General features: G+C 59.1%; 19 protein-coding genes and 1 tRNA gene. 17 read left to right on the top strand and 3 right to left on the bottom strand.

Annotated features, from left to right (window positions below; all coding sequences use genetic code 11):
• Positions 1 to 19: 19 nt before the first annotated feature.
• Both psbM and SynBMKMC1_RS03010 read right to left on the bottom strand, forming a co-directional pair.
• Positions 20 to 124 (bottom strand): photosystem II reaction center protein PsbM, encoded by a 105-nt coding sequence (psbM, locus tag SynBMKMC1_RS03015; RefSeq protein ID WP_011932433.1) that lies wholly within the window; start codon positions 122 to 124, stop codon positions 20 to 22.
• A 58-nt stretch (positions 125 to 182) separates the two neighbouring features.
• Positions 183 to 668, bottom strand: coding sequence for a 2Fe-2S iron-sulfur cluster-binding protein (locus SynBMKMC1_RS03010; protein ID WP_011932432.1), 486 nt, complete (start codon positions 666 to 668; stop codon positions 183 to 185).
• A 261-nt stretch (positions 669 to 929) separates the two neighbouring features.
• On the opposite strand from SynBMKMC1_RS03010, the gene psbB reads away from it, so the two are divergent.
• From psbB to SynBMKMC1_RS02955, 11 genes are all read left to right on the top strand, one after another.
• Positions 930 to 2,489 carry a photosystem II chlorophyll-binding protein CP47 gene (gene psbB, locus SynBMKMC1_RS03005; protein WP_186472659.1) on the top strand — a complete coding sequence of 520 codons (1,560 nt, stop codon included), beginning with the start codon at positions 930 to 932 and terminating at the stop codon, positions 2,487 to 2,489.
• A 21-nt stretch (positions 2,490 to 2,510) separates the two neighbouring features.
• Complete coding sequence (locus SynBMKMC1_RS03000) at positions 2,511 to 2,606, top strand: photosystem II reaction center protein T (RefSeq protein WP_006042122.1); 96 nt, start codon at positions 2,511 to 2,513, stop codon at positions 2,604 to 2,606.
• Positions 2,607 to 2,721: 115 nt separating this feature from the next.
• A complete protein-coding gene (gene nrdR / locus SynBMKMC1_RS02995) occupies positions 2,722 to 3,198 on the top strand; it encodes a transcriptional regulator NrdR (RefSeq protein WP_186472658.1) in 477 nt (158 codons plus the stop codon).
• Positions 3,199 to 3,302: 104 nt separating this feature from the next.
• Positions 3,303 to 4,406, top strand: coding sequence for a 30S ribosomal protein S1 (locus SynBMKMC1_RS02990; RefSeq protein ID WP_011932429.1), 1,104 nt, complete (start codon positions 3,303 to 3,305; stop codon positions 4,404 to 4,406).
• A gap of 14 nt (positions 4,407 to 4,420) precedes the next feature.
• Positions 4,421 to 5,215 carry an HAD family hydrolase gene (locus SynBMKMC1_RS02985; RefSeq protein ID WP_186472657.1) on the top strand — a complete coding sequence of 265 codons (795 nt, stop codon included), beginning with the start codon at positions 4,421 to 4,423 and terminating at the stop codon, positions 5,213 to 5,215.
• A gap of 46 nt (positions 5,216 to 5,261) precedes the next feature.
• Entirely contained in the window at positions 5,262 to 6,521 is a 1,260-nt protein-coding gene (gene metK / locus SynBMKMC1_RS02980; protein WP_011932427.1) for a methionine adenosyltransferase, read from the top strand.
• 17 nt (positions 6,522 to 6,538) lie between these two features.
• Complete coding sequence (locus tag SynBMKMC1_RS02975; protein WP_186472656.1) at positions 6,539 to 7,807, top strand: FGGY-family carbohydrate kinase; 1,269 nt, start codon at positions 6,539 to 6,541, stop codon at positions 7,805 to 7,807.
• A gap of 164 nt (positions 7,808 to 7,971) precedes the next feature.
• Positions 7,972 to 8,259 (top strand): DUF2470 domain-containing protein, encoded by a 288-nt coding sequence (locus SynBMKMC1_RS02970; protein WP_011932425.1) that lies wholly within the window; start codon positions 7,972 to 7,974, stop codon positions 8,257 to 8,259.
• 21 nt (positions 8,260 to 8,280) lie between these two features.
• Entirely contained in the window at positions 8,281 to 8,943 is a 663-nt protein-coding gene (locus SynBMKMC1_RS02965; RefSeq protein ID WP_186472655.1) for a ComF family protein, read from the top strand.
• Between the two features lie 30 nt (positions 8,944 to 8,973).
• A tRNA-Phe gene (locus SynBMKMC1_RS02960) sits at positions 8,974 to 9,046 on the top strand.
• 73 nt (positions 9,047 to 9,119) lie between these two features.
• Positions 9,120 to 9,302, top strand: a complete 183-nt coding sequence (locus SynBMKMC1_RS02955; RefSeq protein ID WP_370593929.1) for a hypothetical protein — start codon at positions 9,120 to 9,122, stop codon at positions 9,300 to 9,302.
• Positions 9,303 to 9,320: 18 nt separating this feature from the next.
• Here SynBMKMC1_RS02955 and SynBMKMC1_RS02950 read toward each other — a convergent pair whose 3' ends face one another.
• Positions 9,321 to 9,794: a hypothetical protein gene (locus SynBMKMC1_RS02950; RefSeq protein ID WP_255486269.1), complete on the bottom strand. Its 474-nt coding sequence runs from the start codon at positions 9,792 to 9,794 to the stop codon at positions 9,321 to 9,323.
• Between the two features lie 95 nt (positions 9,795 to 9,889).
• Between SynBMKMC1_RS02950 and SynBMKMC1_RS02945 the strand changes: the two genes are divergently transcribed.
• From SynBMKMC1_RS02945 to SynBMKMC1_RS02920, 6 genes are all read left to right on the top strand, one after another.
• Positions 9,890 to 10,531: a chromophore lyase CpcT/CpeT gene (locus SynBMKMC1_RS02945; protein WP_186472653.1), complete on the top strand. Its 642-nt coding sequence runs from the start codon at positions 9,890 to 9,892 to the stop codon at positions 10,529 to 10,531.
• On the top strand, positions 10,528 to 10,971 hold the full coding sequence (locus tag SynBMKMC1_RS02940) for a hypothetical protein (RefSeq protein ID WP_186472652.1): 444 nt from the start codon (positions 10,528 to 10,530) through the stop codon (positions 10,969 to 10,971). The genes SynBMKMC1_RS02945 and SynBMKMC1_RS02940 overlap by 4 nt, the downstream gene beginning before the upstream one ends.
• A gap of 407 nt (positions 10,972 to 11,378) precedes the next feature.
• Positions 11,379 to 12,101, top strand: a complete 723-nt coding sequence (locus SynBMKMC1_RS02935) for a phycobilisome rod-core linker polypeptide (protein WP_186472651.1) — start codon at positions 11,379 to 11,381, stop codon at positions 12,099 to 12,101.
• Positions 12,098 to 12,805 carry a pentapeptide repeat-containing protein gene (locus SynBMKMC1_RS02930; RefSeq protein WP_186472650.1) on the top strand — a complete coding sequence of 236 codons (708 nt, stop codon included), beginning with the start codon at positions 12,098 to 12,100 and terminating at the stop codon, positions 12,803 to 12,805. Before SynBMKMC1_RS02935 ends, SynBMKMC1_RS02930 begins: the two co-directional genes overlap by 4 nt.
• A gap of 148 nt (positions 12,806 to 12,953) precedes the next feature.
• Positions 12,954 to 13,838 (top strand): phycobilisome linker polypeptide, encoded by an 885-nt coding sequence (locus SynBMKMC1_RS02925; protein WP_186472649.1) that lies wholly within the window; start codon positions 12,954 to 12,956, stop codon positions 13,836 to 13,838.
• A 133-nt stretch (positions 13,839 to 13,971) separates the two neighbouring features.
• Positions 13,972 to 15,579: a phycobilisome rod-core linker polypeptide gene (locus SynBMKMC1_RS02920; RefSeq protein WP_186472648.1), complete on the top strand. Its 1,608-nt coding sequence runs from the start codon at positions 13,972 to 13,974 to the stop codon at positions 15,577 to 15,579.
• Positions 15,580 to 15,590 lie beyond the last annotated feature (11 nt).

The following is a 15,590-nucleotide window of genomic DNA, read 5'->3' as shown; positions in this document are numbered from 1 at the left end:
GAAGTGGTCGCAAGGAGGTTCATCCCTCCTTGCTGTTGGTTTGGATAAAGAGAATGATCAAGAAAACGGTTGGCACGAGCACAAACAGGAGGCTGGCCACGAAACCGAGGTCGTTGGTTTCCATGAACAATCGAGAATCTGATGGAACGTATCACTGCCTGGAAGGGTTCGACGCGAACCCATCACGGCTCGTCACCGGGTGTAGCAGGAGCTTCATTGGATAACTGGCTCTGATCATCCGCATCGGCATCAGCCTCCTCCTCTTCTTCACTGGTTTCCACAACAGGCCATGCCGTCGGCCCCGGCGGAAGGGGTGCATTGAGAGCCGCTTCGATGCGGCGGCGTTGATCGGACATCGACACCTGGGGCCTGGTGAGGATGACGACGGACCGTTCCACCAGTGCCTGGCAAGCGAGCCTCCAGCTGTCGGGGCGACGGCGAAGCTTGGCCTCTTCGACAGCTGTACGGCCGGTCAGGGAAGCAGCCGCTGTCTGATCCCCCTTCACCTCCACAAAACAGGTGATGCACTGTCCACATCCGCCACAGTTCCCCAGCTGTCCTTTCAAGCCGTAGAGCTGAATCCCCTCCCTGAGGGCTACATCTCGAAGGTTCTCGCCTGGATAACACTCCACATCGCGACCTTCACGCACAAACCGGATCACTGGCATGAAATCTCCCGGAAGCGACGCACAGCAGCGCCAAAACGCCAACACTCTGGAGCCTGAAGTTGCGATTTGTAACCCCCCTGCGGAGACTTGGCGAAGCCAGTTGAAAAGGCAGGGATAAGTGCCAGCCGGGGGCAGCAGCAATCACGCCATAGCCAGCCCAGACGTTGCAGCTCACGACAAGCGCACGCGCACACTGAGATGGACGCCTTACGATCGCCGGGTCTGGCTGCCTTTGCAGCTCCGTTCCCCCGAACCTGACCCATGGGATTGCCCTGGTATCGGGTGCACACCGTCGTCATCAACGACCCCGGCCGCCTCTTGGCCGTGCACCTCATGCACACTGCCCTCGTTGCCGGCTGGGCCGGCTCGATGGCCCTTTACGAACTTGCCATCTTCGACCCGTCCGATCCTGTCCTGAACCCCATGTGGCGTCAGGGCATGTTCGTGATGCCCTTCATGGCGCGCCTCGGCGTGACCGACAGCTGGGGTGGTTGGAGTATCACAGGCGCCACCGGTGTTGATCCAGGTTTCTGGAGCTTCGAAGGCGTTGCCGCCGCTCACATCGTGTTCAGTGGCTTGCTAATGCTGGCTGCCATCTGGCACTGGACTTACTGGGATCTCGAGATCTGGCAAGACCCCCGCACCGGGGAGCCTGCTCTCGATCTTCCCAAGATTTTCGGTATCCACCTCCTTCTGGCCGGTCTTGGTTGCTTCGGCTTCGGAGCTTTCCACCTCACTGGTGTCTTCGGACCAGGAATGTGGATCTCAGACCCCTATGGAATCACCGGTCACCTCGAGCCGGTTCAACCGTCATGGGGTCCGGAAGGTTTCAATCCCTTCAACCCTGGTGGCATCGTTGCCCACCACATCGCGGCCGGAATTGTCGGCATCATTGCCGGAATTTTCCACATCACAACCCGTCCTCCCGAGCGTCTGTACAAGGCGCTTCGTATGGGCAACATCGAAACGGTGCTCGCCAGCGCAATTGCAGCTGTGTTCTTCGCCGCCTTCATCGTTGCCGGCACGATGTGGTACGGAGCGGCTGCGACTCCGATCGAATTGTTCGGACCCACGCGTTACCAGTGGGATCAGAACTTCTTCAAAACCGAGATCAACCGTCGCGTTCAAACAGCGATGGATCAAGGTGCAACGGCTTCTGAGGCCTACGCATCCATCCCCGAAAAACTGGCCTTCTACGACTACGTGGGCAACAGTCCTGCCAAGGGCGGTCTGTTCCGCGTCGGTCCGATGGTGAACGGCGACGGACTGCCCACCGGCTGGCTCGGCCACATCTCCTTCACTGACAAAGAAGGTCGTGACCTGCAGGTTCGCCGCCTTCCCAACTTCTTCGAGAACTTCCCCGTCATCCTCGAAGACAGTGATGGAATCGTTCGCGGTGACATTCCTTTCCGCCGCGCTGAAGCGAAGTATTCCTTCGAACAGCAAGGCATCACGGCAACCGTGTACGGCGGTGCCCTTGATGGTCAAACCTTCACTGATCCCGCAGAGGTGAAGCGTCTGGCTCGTAAAGCTCAGCTGGGTGAAGCGTTCGAATTCGACCGCGAGACTTACAACTCTGACGGAACCTTCCGCAGTTCACCCCGTGGCTGGTTCACCTTCGGGCACGCCACCTTCGCACTGCTGTTCTTCTTCGGACACATCTGGCACGGTGCTCGTACTCTTTACCGCGATGTGTTCGCCGGTATCGATCCCGACCTCGGTGAACAGGTGGAATTCGGCCTTTTCCAGAAACTGGGAGACCGCTCCACCCGTCGTCTGCCCGATGGCTACGTGCCACCGGCAGGCTCCCCGCTCAGCTAATCGCCCTCCAGGAGTTATTCGATGGAAAGCTTTGCTTACATCCTCATCCTCACCCTTGCGATTGCCACTCTCTTCTTCGCCATCGCCTTCCGCGACCCCCCGAAGATCGGCAAGTAGCCCTTCCAACCCCGCCATTCGGCGGGGTTTTTTATGTCTTTCAAGGGAAATCACTTCGGCTCTGTTCACCTCTGGACGCAAACCGTATGATTGGTGCACATTCGAAACATCGGGCGTGCAGTGCCCTTCCTGCCAAAACACTGATAGCCGCGTGCTCGAGTCACGAGCAGCCGATGGTGGCCGCAGTGTGCGTCGTCGCAGGGAATGTTTGAACTGTGAGTTCCGCTTCACCACCTATGAACGGGTGGAGACCGTTCCAATCACGGTGATCAAACGGAACGGCAACCGCGAAACGTTCAGTCGCACCAAGCTTCTTCACGGGCTCAGCCGTGCATGCGAGAAAACAGGACTACCCCCTGAACGTCTCGAAACACTTGTGGATGAACTCGAATTGGCCTTGCAGCAACGCAATGGTCGCGAGGTCTCAAGCCATGACATCGGTGAACTCGTGCTCGAGCAGCTCAAAGAGTTGAGCGAAGTTGCATACGTTCGTTTCGCCTCGGTTTATCGGCAATTCAGTGGTGTGAACGATTTCGTGGCCACGCTCGAAGGCATTCATGCCTCCAAGACGCGCCTGGAAGCACTGGTTTAAGACCTCGCAGCTCCACTCTGTAAAGTGAAGGATTGCCTGATTCAGGTCGGCGGGCCTGGAACAGTTTCTTTCGCTCTGCTCACCGAGCAGACCGCCAACCCTCCATGACTGTCACCTCCACTGATCCCGTTCAGGATCCTGCTGTGGAAACGGCTGAAGCCCTTAGCAACGGGGCCGACGCAGCAGCGGAAGTCGCCGACCAGGCTGAGTTCGGCACGGATGAGGATCTCAGCATCCCCGACGACATCCCCACCGCTGACGATCCGAGCAGTCGTGCCGCAAGCCGGGACATGGACAACGCCGGCTTCACGCTGGATGAGTTTGCAGCCCTTCTCAGCAAGTACGACTACAACTTCAAACCTGGCGACATCGTGAACGGCACGGTGTTTGCCCTGGAATCGAAGGGCGCCATGATCGACATCGGCGCAAAAACTGCGGCCTTCATGCCCCTTCAGGAGGTTTCGATCAACCGTGTGGAAGGGTTGAGCGATGTGCTGCAACCAGGGGAGATCCGCGAGTTCTTCATCATGAGTGAGGAGAACGAAGACGGTCAGCTCTCACTCTCCATCCGCAGAATCGAGTATCAACGCGCCTGGGAACGCGTTCGCCAACTTCAGAAAGAAGACGCCACGATCTACTCCGAGGTGTTTGCCACCAACCGAGGTGGTGCCCTGGTGCGTGTGGAAGGTCTGCGTGGATTCATTCCCGGGTCTCACATCAGCACCCGAAAGGCCAAGGAAGAACTGGTTGCCGATTTCCTTCCACTCAAATTCCTCGAAGTCGACGAAGAGCGCAACCGCCTCGTGCTCAGCCACCGCCGCGCACTGGTGGAACGGAAGATGAATCGCCTGGAAGTGGGCGAAGTTGTGGTGGGTACCGTTCGCGGCATCAAGCCTTACGGCGCCTTCATCGACATCGGTGGTGTCAGCGGCCTGCTTCACATTTCGGAGATCAGCCACGAGCACATCGAGACCCCCCACTCCGTGCTGAATGTGAATGATCAGATGAAGGTGATGATCATCGACCTCGATGCCGAGCGAGGTCGCATCTCCCTGTCGACCAAAGCCCTTGAGCCCGAGCCTGGTGACATGCTCACCGATCCTCAGAAGGTGTTCGACAAGGCCGAGGAGATGGCGGCCCGTTACAAGCAGATGTTGCTTGAACAAGCCGAGGAAGGCGAAGAGCCGCTGGGCTCGATGATGGTCTGAGTTGCTTGAGCCCCTTGGCTCATCTCAACCTCCGGGGCCGTCGCATTGGTCCGATCGACGGGGTGCTGTTCGACAAGGACGGCACCCTTTCTCATAGCGAGCCTCAGCTCAAGATCCTGGCCGATGCCCGGATCGCAGAAGCCAAACGCCAGTTCGCAGCCCAGGGCGCATCAAGCAACGACCTCAACGAGCTTGAAGGGTTGCTGGTTCGCACCTATGGACGCAATCGGGATGGAGTGATGCCCGATGGGACCCTGGCTGTCGCTTCGAGGCAGCACAACATCCTGAGCACAGCCACGGTGTTTGCACAAATGGCCCTGGGATGGCCCAAGGCCTTGCTGCTCGCGGAAGACGTTTTTGACCGTGTGGATGCCCAGTGGCAAGACCTGCATCCCGATGGACATCCGGTCTCCCTGTTGCCGGCAGCCTCGACCATGCTTCGCGCGCTCAAGGATGCCGGTGTGATCTGCGCAGTGATCAGCAATGACACCACCGATGGCATCCAAGCGTTTTTGAAGCATCACCACCTCACCGACATGTTCGCGGCGGTGTGGAGTGCTGACTGCTTGCCCTGCAAACCAGATCCAGCTGCGGTGCACGCCCTTTGTGACCAACTCAACGTGCCGGTCGAGCGCTGCGCTCTCATCGGCGATGCCGACACGGATCTGTTGATGGCCAAGCGGGCGGGTATCGCCGCCGCCATCGGCTATGTGGCCGGTTGGCATCGCTGCCCTGATCTCACGGCGCATGACTATTTGATTCATCACTGGCAAGATCTCACCGTGGTGCCGCCATCAGCACAACCTTGATGCGGGAACTCCACGCTTTAAAGTCCGACGAATTCAACAGCCCGGTATGAGTCGCTACGTCTTCACCTCCGAATCGGTCACAGAAGGGCATCCCGACAAAATCTGTGACCAGGTGAGTGACGCAGTTCTCGACGCCCTGCTGGCTCAAGACAGCAGCAGCAGGGTGGCTTGTGAAACGGTGGTTAACACCGGGCTGTGCATGATCACCGGTGAGGTGACCTCCAAGGCCCAGGTTGACTTCATCCACCTGGTGCGTGACGTCATTCGCGAGATCGGTTACAGCGGCGCCAGGGCCGGAGGATTTGACGCCAATAGCTGTGCCGTTCTCGTCGCCCTCGACCAACAGTCTCCCGACATTGCCCAAGGTGTGGATGAAGCCGATGACCACGAGGGAGATCCTCTCGACAAGGTCGGCGCCGGAGATCAGGGCATCATGTTTGGCTACGCCTGCAACGAAACGCCCGAACTGATGCCATTGCCCATCAGCCTGGCGCACCGGCTGTCTCGCCGCTTGGCTGAAGTGCGTCATAACGGCACCCTGGATTATTTGCTCCCTGACGGCAAAACTCAGGTGAGCGTGGTGTACGAGAACGACAAGCCCGTTGCCATCGACACGATCCTGATCTCGACCCAGCACACCGCTGAAGTCGCTGGCCTGAGTGACGAACAGCAGGTTCGCGAACGCATCAGCGACGACCTCTGGACCCATGTGGTGGAACCTGCCACGGCCGACCTTCCGCTGAAACCGTCCAAAGACTCCACGCGTTATCTGGTGAATCCCACCGGCAAGTTCGTTGTGGGAGGCCCCCAGGGCGACGCCGGACTCACAGGCCGAAAAATCATCGTGGACACCTATGGCGGTTATGCCCGTCACGGTGGTGGTGCCTTCTCCGGAAAAGACCCCACAAAAGTGGACCGTTCAGCAGCGTATGCAGCCCGTTACGTGGCCAAATGCCTTGTGGCCGCAGGACTTGCCCAACGCGCTGAAGTGCAGCTGAGCTATGCCATCGGGGTGGCGAAACCAGTCTCGATCCTGGTGGAGTCCTTCGGAACGGGCAAAGTTTCGAATGCGGAACTCACCGAACTGGTTCAACAGCACTTTGATCTGCGTCCGGGAGCCATCATCCAGCAGTTCAAATTGCGTGAGATGCCCGCGTTGAGCGGAGGTCGTTTCTACCGCGACACCGCTGCCTATGGCCACTTCGGTCGTCCCGACCTGAAGCTGCCTTGGGAAGACGTTGAGAACAAGGCCTCAACCTTGCTTCAGGCCGAAGCCAGCCGCCTTCAACAGGGCAACACCCTCTGATCACTGGTGCAAACACCATGGCGAACACGCCGCTTTCCCTAGGGATCGACCTGGGAACGAGTGGCGTGAGGATCGCCGCGATCGATGGCGACCGGTCGCTGCTGTTCAGCGCGGCGACCGGCTACCGCCAGGGCCTGCATGAACCGTCTGACTGGATTCGGGCTCTGACAGAGCTCATACCGTCCATCCCCCCACCGATCCGCAAGCGACTGGGGGCTTTGGCTGTGGATGGAACTTCCGGCACGCTGCTCGCCTGCAACCATCAGGGCACTCCCCTGGGCGATGCACTGCCTTACCACCAAGCCTGCCCAGAACAGATCGAGCACGTGCGTGATCTGGTCACCGAGGGTGGACCAGCTTGCAGCGCCAGCAGCAGCCTGGCCCGTGCCCTGAGGTTGCTAAAACAACATGAGCACCCTGTTTTGCTCAGACACCAGGCCGATTGGGTGCTTGGGTGGCTTCTCCAGGACTGGCGCTGGGGAGAGGAAGGCAACAACATCAGACTGGGCTGGCTTCTGCAAGACCAGTGCTGGCCACAGAGCTTTCAGCGAGAAGCATGGATGGCAGCGTTGCCTGACATCCGCCCCAGCGGAACACCCCTGGGAACGCTGTCAAGGCAGCGCTCCAACGAGCTCGGATTACCCAATGACCTGATCGTGGTCGCTGGCACCACCGATGCCAACGCTGCGGTGTTGACGGCCGATGCAGCAGACGATGAGGGCATCACCGTTCTGGGCAGCACCCTTGTGATCAAGCGCTTCATGGATGAGCCCCTCAGGCCTGGAGCCGGCACCTCCACCCATCGGGTGGGTGGCCGGTGGCTTGGGGGAGGAGCCTCGAACAGTGGAGGGGCCTTGCTGCGTCAGGTGTTCCCAGGGGTCGACCTCACAGAGCTGAGCCGTCAGATCGATCCCGAAGAGTCCAGCGGGCTTGATTTACGACCGCTGGCGTGCAAAGGAGAGCGCTTCCCCGTGGATGATCCGGAACAGGAGCCCGTGCTCACGCCCCGCCCAGTCAGTGATGCGCTCTATCTCCATGCACTGCTGGAAGGTCTCAGCAGAATTGAACGGGATGGTTGGCAACGCTTGCAGCAACTCGGAGCTCCAGCACCCAAAAAGCTCGTGACGCTGGGAGGGGGTGCCAGAAACCCGCAATGGCGACGTCTGCGCGAGCGCATGCTTGGACTGCCGATCCGCAGCTGCACCACTCCTCCGGCTGCAGGGGTTGCCCGTCTGGCACTCACCGCTCTGCAACAAAAGTCCTCTCCAGAGAGTCATTCCGGGTGAGAATTGATTGAGCTTCTCTGAACCCTTGCCCAACCGACTGCGTGACGTCCTGGCTGTGGGTCTGTTCCTGGTTCTCGCGGGCTACGTGGGGTTCAGCGGCTTCCGCCTGGCGCTGCTGCTTTGGCAACGCTTCGGCTGACACACCTTGACCGCGCTCGATTCCCATGGCTGCCGACCCTCTCACCCCTGCCGTCAGCGACCGCATCTGCCGTCATATGAATGACGACCACAGCGATGCCGTTCTGCGCTATGCCCACCATTTCGGAGGGGTTCCAGCCGCAACGGCGGCAACAATGAAAGAGGTCACAGCTGAGGCGATGACGTTGGAGGTGGATGACCAGGTCGTGCGCATCCCCTTCGACCATCAGCTCACTGACAGCGACGACGCGCACAGAACCCTGGTGGCGATGCTCCGGGCCATGCCCGCGCCTGCGACCGGAGGGGAATCCTGAGTCAGCGCTGAAGACCACTCATTGCTGACTCCCCTCAAGGACTGCCTCAAGGATCTGCTCACCACCCTCGAGTGCCCACTCTGCAGACAAGAGCTTGAACGTTCTCCTCGGCGGGGAGCGCTTTGCATGGCCTGTTGGCAGCGAATCGATCTTGCTGCTGCTGGAGTGCAAGGCCAACACCCCTGCCCTTGGACGGCAGCGGGTTGGTACGACGGGGCACTGCGCCAATTGATCTTGCAGTTGCGGCGCCATCCTGATCTCCGCCTTCTCCATGCGCTCACCGATGGTCTCGGTGCGGCCCTGTCCAACGATGCCGTTCTGGTTCCCATCCCCGGCTGGAAGGCCGAATCCAGACGCAATCCTCTGCCCACGATGATCTGTAGATCCCTGCAGCGGACCACTCGATCGCTGCTGAAGCGCTCAAGGCCAACTGTCGGCCAGCACCATCTCAACCGCCAGCAGAGGATGACGAACCAAAGGGGAAGCTTCGTTGTCGACGCTGGGGTGCAGGTCCCCCGATCTGTGCAGGATCCCCAAGGCGAAGCGCTGGAACTCTGGCTCGTGGACGACATCCTCACCAGTGGAGCCACAGCCAGGGCTGCCATGGACGCCCTGAATAATCAGGGAATCACGGTGCGTGGCGTGATCTGCCTGGGCAGGACGCCCATCGGACGCACACGGTGATTTAAGATCTCCATGTTGCGCAGACAACGCGCCGGGATAGCTCAGTTGGTAGAGCAGGCGACTGAAAATCGCCGTGTCCCCAGTTCAAATCTGGGTCCTGGCATTTCGCCAATCGTTCGTTGATACGTTTTCCTGTCAATGACGATCGTCAGTTCAACAATCCTGACGGTTTCGCGATGGCGTTCGATCCTGCATGGAAAGAATGCCATCGCAAAGGGCTGCTCTCAGGTCTCAATGTTGATGAACAGATTGAGGCAGTCATCAAAACCGTCGATGATCACCCTTTCATTCAGTCCAGCCCTGAACAAGCAAGGCACGTCGCCAAATTCCGGGTGCGCTTGCTTGATCTTTCAGGCTGAGTGAGGGACTTGATCCCCTCAGGCGCTGAGCAGATCAATTTGCTCCTGATCAAGAGCTGAATCCTCCACGTTCTCATTGTCTGCAGGAAGCAACTCTTCATCAGTCATCTGTGCATCGTCGATGGCTGAATGGTCCATCTCTGATTGGTCCATGTCTGCATGATCCATCTGGGGATCATCCACGTACACGGTTTCATCGACCTGCTCTACGGATGCCTCAACAAGGCGAAGTTCAGGTTCGGGGTGCTCTTCCGAGAGCAAGCCATGGAGATGACGCAATCGGTCGCTGCTTTCAGCAAGGAGCTGCTGGCTCTCCTCGTCGTTGGTCGTTGGATGGTTTGCCTCAGCCTCAAGGTGCTGAATTCGCTGTTCCAGCGACAGCAAGCGAAGCGTGAGTGACTCGGCAATCTCACTCACGGCATGGAGTTGACGGCTGAGCTGCTGCATCGTGGCCACTGAGGCTTCACCAGAGGTCATGGGAAGTGAAGTCAACGCATTCCTCGCGGATCGTATCGATCGTGAAGATGTTGTCCAGCAAGGAGATCTCAACCAGCAGGATGGGGTAAGAAGCTGTGATCGACACCACGATGAATGAGGCCCTCATCCGGTTGATCCGAAGCCTCAGCGCCAGCTTCAGCAACCAAGAGCAAGCGTTTGAAAACCCGCCTCTTTACGGCAACATTTTGGTGCGGCTACGCCCTCTTCCTCAGCTGGATCCGGGATCTCTCTTGCTCGAGCAGGCCTATGCCATCGCCTCCAACGAGCCCTACCGCGTTCGGGTGCTGCAGCCGACCATCTCCCCGACGCGTGGCCTGATGATCCTGAACTACTCGATCCGCGACGACCAGCGCTTCTGGGGCAGCGTTGAAGACCCGCAGCGACGCAGCCAACTCACGGCAGCTGATCTCACATTGCTGGAGGGGTGCTCCTACCAAGTGCAGCAAACGGCCGAGGGATTCTGTGGCGAGGTTGAGCCTGGATGCCAGTGCCTGGTAACCCGGCGGGGGAAAACGTCGTATCTCGTGAGCAGCTTTGAGCTCACCGATGAGGGGATGAGCACCATCGACCGGGGGTATGACCCGGCAACACACGAGCATCTATGGGGATCGATCGCAGGTCCGTTCCAGTTCAAACGCACGGATGATCACAGCGCGGAGATCCCTGATCACTGGATCACTGATCTCAAGAACAACGGCGGTACTGTGACGGGCAATGGGGAGGACAGGTGACGCAATCGTCTGAAGCCATCATCCGTTCGCTCACGACGAAGCTGGCTCCCGACATGGAGCTTCGTGTGTCCATCGGCGACGGGGTTCTGCGCATCAATGTGAAACCAGACGATCGCACGCTCTGGCAGGACACACTCCTAACGATCGCTGCGCCCGGCAACGTTCTCCTGGCATGCGAAAGCAGCTCCTGCGCCCTCGAGGCCACGAGGCTGACCTGGGTCGTTGGCGCTGCAATCCGCGACACTTCAATTGACCAAGCAGGAACGATCGTGCCTCTGCTGCAGTCCCTCGGAGTGGCCCCAAACCTGGCTGAAGCGGTACCGACGCACTGCCCAGGCCTTGCTGAGGAGATGACCTGGGCGTTCTACCTCGAACGCCATGGCTGGCTGACGGCATGCCCCGTGTTGCCATCAATGGCCTCTGGACAGTCAGAGCCCTGATAGCCACAAACGCAGACGGAATCAAAGATTGAGTGCAACGAGCCAAGGCGTGCGGGCTCGATCAGGACCCTCCCATCCCCGATGCTCTTCGCCAGGTGATTGCAGAGGCTGATGAGCAAAAACGCCTGCTCACTACCGATGAGATTTAAAAGTGTTGCCGTTGGTCAGGAGTAGGACCCACCGCACGGGCCGCGTTGCTGAATGACGAACCAGACCTAGTGAAACCTGATTGCCTTGACCGAGTGATGCAAAGGCTTCAGCTCAAGCAGCCAAGGAGAAGCATTAGGGGCAACTCTTGAGCACACCAGCCACATGATTCTCAATGTGATGAAGAGACGCGAAGGCTCCGCCACAGAACCGACCCAAAAGCCCGACAATCCTCACCTATCAACTGAGCATTTCTACTGATGGCACTTCAGCTCCTGGAGTACCCGTTGACAAGCCAAAACCAGCGCGTCGGGGATTTGGGTGGCCTGACGTCCGAACTCAATCGGGCAACCTTTCCGAGCCGCGACGATCGCAACGCTCAGATTGAAAAGGCCTACCGGCAAATCTTCTTCCATGCGATGAAGTGCGACCGGGACGTCAACCTTGAGTCACAGTTCCGTGATGGCAGCATCACCACCCGTGACTTCATCCGCGGCCTGCTGCTCTCGAGGAGGTTCCAGGAAGGCTATGTCTCCTGCAACACCAATTACCGCCTAGTCGATCAGGTGGTGGGACGCGTGCTAGGGCGTCCGGTTCACGGCCAGAGCGAGCGGATCAGTTGGTCAATCGTGATCGCCGAAAAAGGCTTCAGCGGTTTTGTGGATGCTGTCTTGGACAGCACTGAATATCTCGATGCCTTTGGATATGACGACGTACCAGCCCATCGATCAAGGGTGATTCCTGGCGCTCCTACAGGAGAGATGCCGATCTACCAGCGCTTCCCTCGCTACGCAAGCGACCACAGGGACATGCTGTGGGAGCAGAAGCTGCTGACGAAAGATGAGCTCAACCAGCTTCCCACCTGGATGCAGAAGCCACCGGCATGGGCCAAGAAATTCTGGTTGGGCCTGGCCTTGGTCGGCAGTGTGGAAATCCTGCGAATCCTCGTGATCGTGGCAGGCTCGATGCTCAGCACCCGTTGACCTTCTTGGATTCCAAGCTGCAGCTGGCCCACTGGCTTCCGCCTGAACAAACACGACCTGAAACTCTCTCGGGCCCTTTGAAAGATGCCCGGGGGGCAGATTGGCGGGGCCTCGTCCTCGGCTCCATCGATCTGAGTGGCGCGCTGCTGTGTCGCGTCGATCTCAGGGGCAGTGATCTGAGCTCCTGCTCGTTGGAGGGAGCCGATCTGCGCTTGGCGCGCTACGACAGCAAGACCGTGTTCCCCGAGGGGTTTGAGATCCGGAGCAGCGGCGCAGTGGGACCTGGCGCTCGCCTCAACGGTGCCTTCCTGAATGGAGCCAACCTCAGAGACATGGACCTCAGAGGCACCAATCTGATGGGCACCTATCTCAGTGGAGCCGACCTCAGCGGATGCCTGCTGGACCAGGTTCGACTGGTGGGAGCGGATCTGCGCCATGCCGTGCTTCGAGGAGCCCGATGCCGTGGCACCCGATTCGGAGGCTGTCAGCTTGACTTTGCCGACTTCCGCGGAGCCGACCTCACGGACGCGGGACTTGAAGGGGTGGAGTCCATCCGAGGCGCCGATTTTTCCTTAACGACAGGCCTAGACCCCCTGAGAAACCATCTGCTCAGCAGGCCCATTCAGGAACTTGACTGCTGGAACCCGTTGACACGGCAAAGCACAAGGGCGTCGCTCGACGCAGCAGCCGCGAACCCGAAATAACAGCCGAACCCTTACCTAAAAAGCAGGCCACTGTCAAAAAAATGCAGTGTCACGCAACACTCAAACACAATTGATTGAGCTTTATTGCGAAAAACGCACGCATCCCTGATCACATCTGAGCATGGCCACGAGTTGTCATCCGCTGTTCATGCCTTTTGGACCCGCTTCGTTGCTCGGAGTCGAACGCTTCTCTCAGGAAAGCGAAGCTCCGCTCGAGTTGATTCCTGGTGATGACAATGCCAAGAAAGAGCAGATCATCAATGCTGTGTACAAACAGGTGCTCGGCAACGCCTACGTGATGGAGAGCGAGCGACAGGTTGTCGCCGAATCACAGTTCAAGCTCGGTGAAATCAGCGTGCGCGAGTTTGTGCGCGTGGTGGCCAAAAGCGAGCTCTACCGCGGCCGTTTCTTCGACAGCTGCCCCCGCTACCGCTACATCGAGCTGGCTTTCCGTCACCTTCTGGGACGCGCTCCTGTCGATTTCGATGAAATGCGCTCCCACGCTGAGCGCCTGGACAGCAAGGGCTACGACGCCGACATCGACAGCTTCCTCGACTCCGACGACTACCAGAACAGCTTCGGCGAGTGGACGGTGCCCTACCAGCGCGGCTGGAAGACCGAGAGCTGCACCACCATGCAGGAGTTCACCTGGAGCTTCCAGCTGCTGCGCGGCAACAGCAGCAGCAGCCTGAAAGGAGACCTCTCCGGCATCTCCAGCAAACTGGGCGGCAACGCCTACCAGAACCGCCCCATGGCGGTGGTCCCCCCCTCATCGCAAGACTCCCAAGGCTGGAGCTTCCGTTCAGCCAACAACCTTGAGGATGCCGCGACACGGCTGGGCAGCGGCGCTGGCGATCAGGGCAAGACCTTCCGCGTGGAAGTCACTGGCTACAGCGCCAACAACGTGCGACGCATCTCCAGATACACCCGCTCCAACCGGGTGTATTTCGTGCCCTTCAACAAGCTCTCTGAGCAGTTCAAGCGGATTCATGCCGAGGGCGGAACCATCGCCAGCATCACTCCTGTGAGCTGATGACCCATCAGGGTCAGTGCTGACTGGCCCAACTCCGCTCCCAATGCTGACCTTTCGGGCTGGCAACGCCAGCTCAAAAGGGTCAGGGAGTGCGCCTGCTTTCCCAAACAAGATCCTCCACATCCACTCTCTCATGTCCAACTACCGCTCCCAGGCCCAAGTGTTCGGCGCTGGTCAACTGATTGACGGACCAATCTCCTACAGCCGTCGCCGCACCCGATCGGAAGAGGCGGCTGTCACCAACGACAGCTTCCGCAATCAAGGCACCAGCCAAGCCCTTGATCAGTTCTCAGGCGATGATGAAACCAGCCTGGCCATGGCGATCAAGGCGGCCTATCGCCAGGTGTTTGGCAATGTTCAGCCCATGGAGAGTGAACGCTCTGAAAGCGCGGAATCCAGGCTGCGCAATGGCGACATCACGGTTCGGGAGTTCGTGCGCATCATTGCCAAGTCTGACTTTTATCGCTCCCGCTATTTCGACGCCGTCGCCCCGCACCGAGCCGTTGAGCTGAATGTCAAGCACCTGTTGGGTCGGGCGCCCTCTGCAGAAGCCGAGGTGACAGCTCAAGTGAGCGTGATGGCTCAAGGTGGCTTCGACGCTGCCATCGACAGCCTGGTCGACTCCGATGAGTACCTGCAAACGTTCGGAGAAGACACTGTCCCTTATCCCCGAAGCTGGACTTCGGAAGTGGGCATGCCCCAGGCCAGCTTCAATCGCATCGCGGCGCTGGAGCAAAACTTCGCCGGAAGTGATACCGCGATCGGTGGAAGCAGCCAACTCCTGGAGAACCTCACCCAGGGCTACACACTCATGATCAAAGTGCCCAGCCAGGTGCATCGCAGTGGCTCAGGCATCGGTGGCGGTGGCGTGGCGCGCAACGCTTTCACACCTGTCAAGCGCAACACCGCTGATGGCGGCGACAGTGCGCCCCTTCGCGGTGACCTTTATGTGGGCTTTGGCCTTGGCCAACGCGAGCAGGAAACCTACGAGCGCTGCCCAGGGGATTCCACTGACCAGATCAATGCTCTAATCCGCGCAACCTACCGCCAGGTGATGGGAAATCCCCATCTGATGGAAAGCGAGCGCAGCGTCACCGCAGAAAGCAAATTCACCGAAGGCACTCTGAGCACCAGGGAGTTCGTCAGAGCCATTGGCCTTTCGGCGGAATACAGCCGCCGCTTCTTTGAGAGCAACGCCCCGTACCGTTTTGTTGAGCTGAACTTCAAACACTTCTTAGGTCGCGCCCCCATCTCTCAGGCCGAAGTGAGCGAACACATTCAGATCCTGGCCAACGAGGGCTATGAAGCTGAGATCAACAGCTATCTCGACGGCGCTGAATACCAACAAAGCTTCGGTGAAAACACGGTGCCCTTCCAGCGCATCAGCACGGAAGACGGCCGATCACAGCTGGCATTCAATCGACACCTTTCCCTCGCCCAAGGCTTTGCTGCCAGCGACAGCATTCAGAGCGCATCCAGCCTCGTGGCCTCAGTGGCCACCAACAGTGTTCCCAGCAACTGGAACAGCACCACGCAGCGCAGCAACCGGATCGGAGCCACCGCCGGAACCACCGAGGCAACCGGTAAGCGCTTCCGGATTGTTGTTCAAGCCCAGAGTGCTGGCGGCCGGCAACGCACCGCCAACGCCAGCTATCTGGTGTCTGGCAAAGACATGACATCCCAGCTGGGCTACATCCATCGCCGTGGAGGACGGATTGTGTCCATCACTGAAGTGATCTGAAGCGAGCCCTG

It is taken from the genome of Synechococcus sp. BMK-MC-1 (assembly GCF_014279955.1).
Lineage (GTDB): Bacteria > Cyanobacteriota > Cyanobacteriia > PCC-6307 > Cyanobiaceae > Synechococcus_C.
Note: the sequence above shows the minus strand (reverse complement) of the source record. Positions and strands in the feature narration are given on the sequence as shown.

Excerpts from the sequence above, each read along its gene's own strand:
- psbM (WP_011932433.1), bottom strand. The coding sequence starts at position 124 with ATGGAAACCAACGACCTCGGTTTCGTGGCCAGCCTCCTGTTTGTGCTC.
- SynBMKMC1_RS03010 (WP_011932432.1), bottom strand. The coding sequence starts at position 668 with ATGCCAGTGATCCGGTTTGTGCGTGAAGGTCGCGATGTGGAGTGTTAT.
- psbB (WP_186472659.1), top strand. The coding sequence starts at position 930 with ATGGGATTGCCCTGGTATCGGGTGCACACCGTCGTCATCAACGACCCC.
- SynBMKMC1_RS03000 (WP_006042122.1), top strand. The coding sequence starts at position 2,511 with ATGGAAAGCTTTGCTTACATCCTCATCCTCACCCTTGCGATTGCCACT.
- SynBMKMC1_RS02990 (WP_011932429.1), top strand. The coding sequence starts at position 3,303 with ATGACTGTCACCTCCACTGATCCCGTTCAGGATCCTGCTGTGGAAACG.
- metK (WP_011932427.1), top strand. The coding sequence starts at position 5,262 with ATGAGTCGCTACGTCTTCACCTCCGAATCGGTCACAGAAGGGCATCCC.
- SynBMKMC1_RS02975 (WP_186472656.1), top strand. The coding sequence starts at position 6,539 with ATGGCGAACACGCCGCTTTCCCTAGGGATCGACCTGGGAACGAGTGGC.
- SynBMKMC1_RS02970 (WP_011932425.1), top strand. The coding sequence starts at position 7,972 with ATGGCTGCCGACCCTCTCACCCCTGCCGTCAGCGACCGCATCTGCCGT.
- SynBMKMC1_RS02955 (WP_370593929.1), top strand. The coding sequence starts at position 9,120 with ATGGCGTTCGATCCTGCATGGAAAGAATGCCATCGCAAAGGGCTGCTC.
- SynBMKMC1_RS02945 (WP_186472653.1), top strand. The coding sequence starts at position 9,890 with ATGAATGAGGCCCTCATCCGGTTGATCCGAAGCCTCAGCGCCAGCTTC.
- SynBMKMC1_RS02935 (WP_186472651.1), top strand. The coding sequence starts at position 11,379 with ATGGCACTTCAGCTCCTGGAGTACCCGTTGACAAGCCAAAACCAGCGC.
- SynBMKMC1_RS02925 (WP_186472649.1), top strand. The coding sequence starts at position 12,954 with ATGCCTTTTGGACCCGCTTCGTTGCTCGGAGTCGAACGCTTCTCTCAG.
- SynBMKMC1_RS02920 (WP_186472648.1), top strand. The coding sequence starts at position 13,972 with ATGTCCAACTACCGCTCCCAGGCCCAAGTGTTCGGCGCTGGTCAACTG.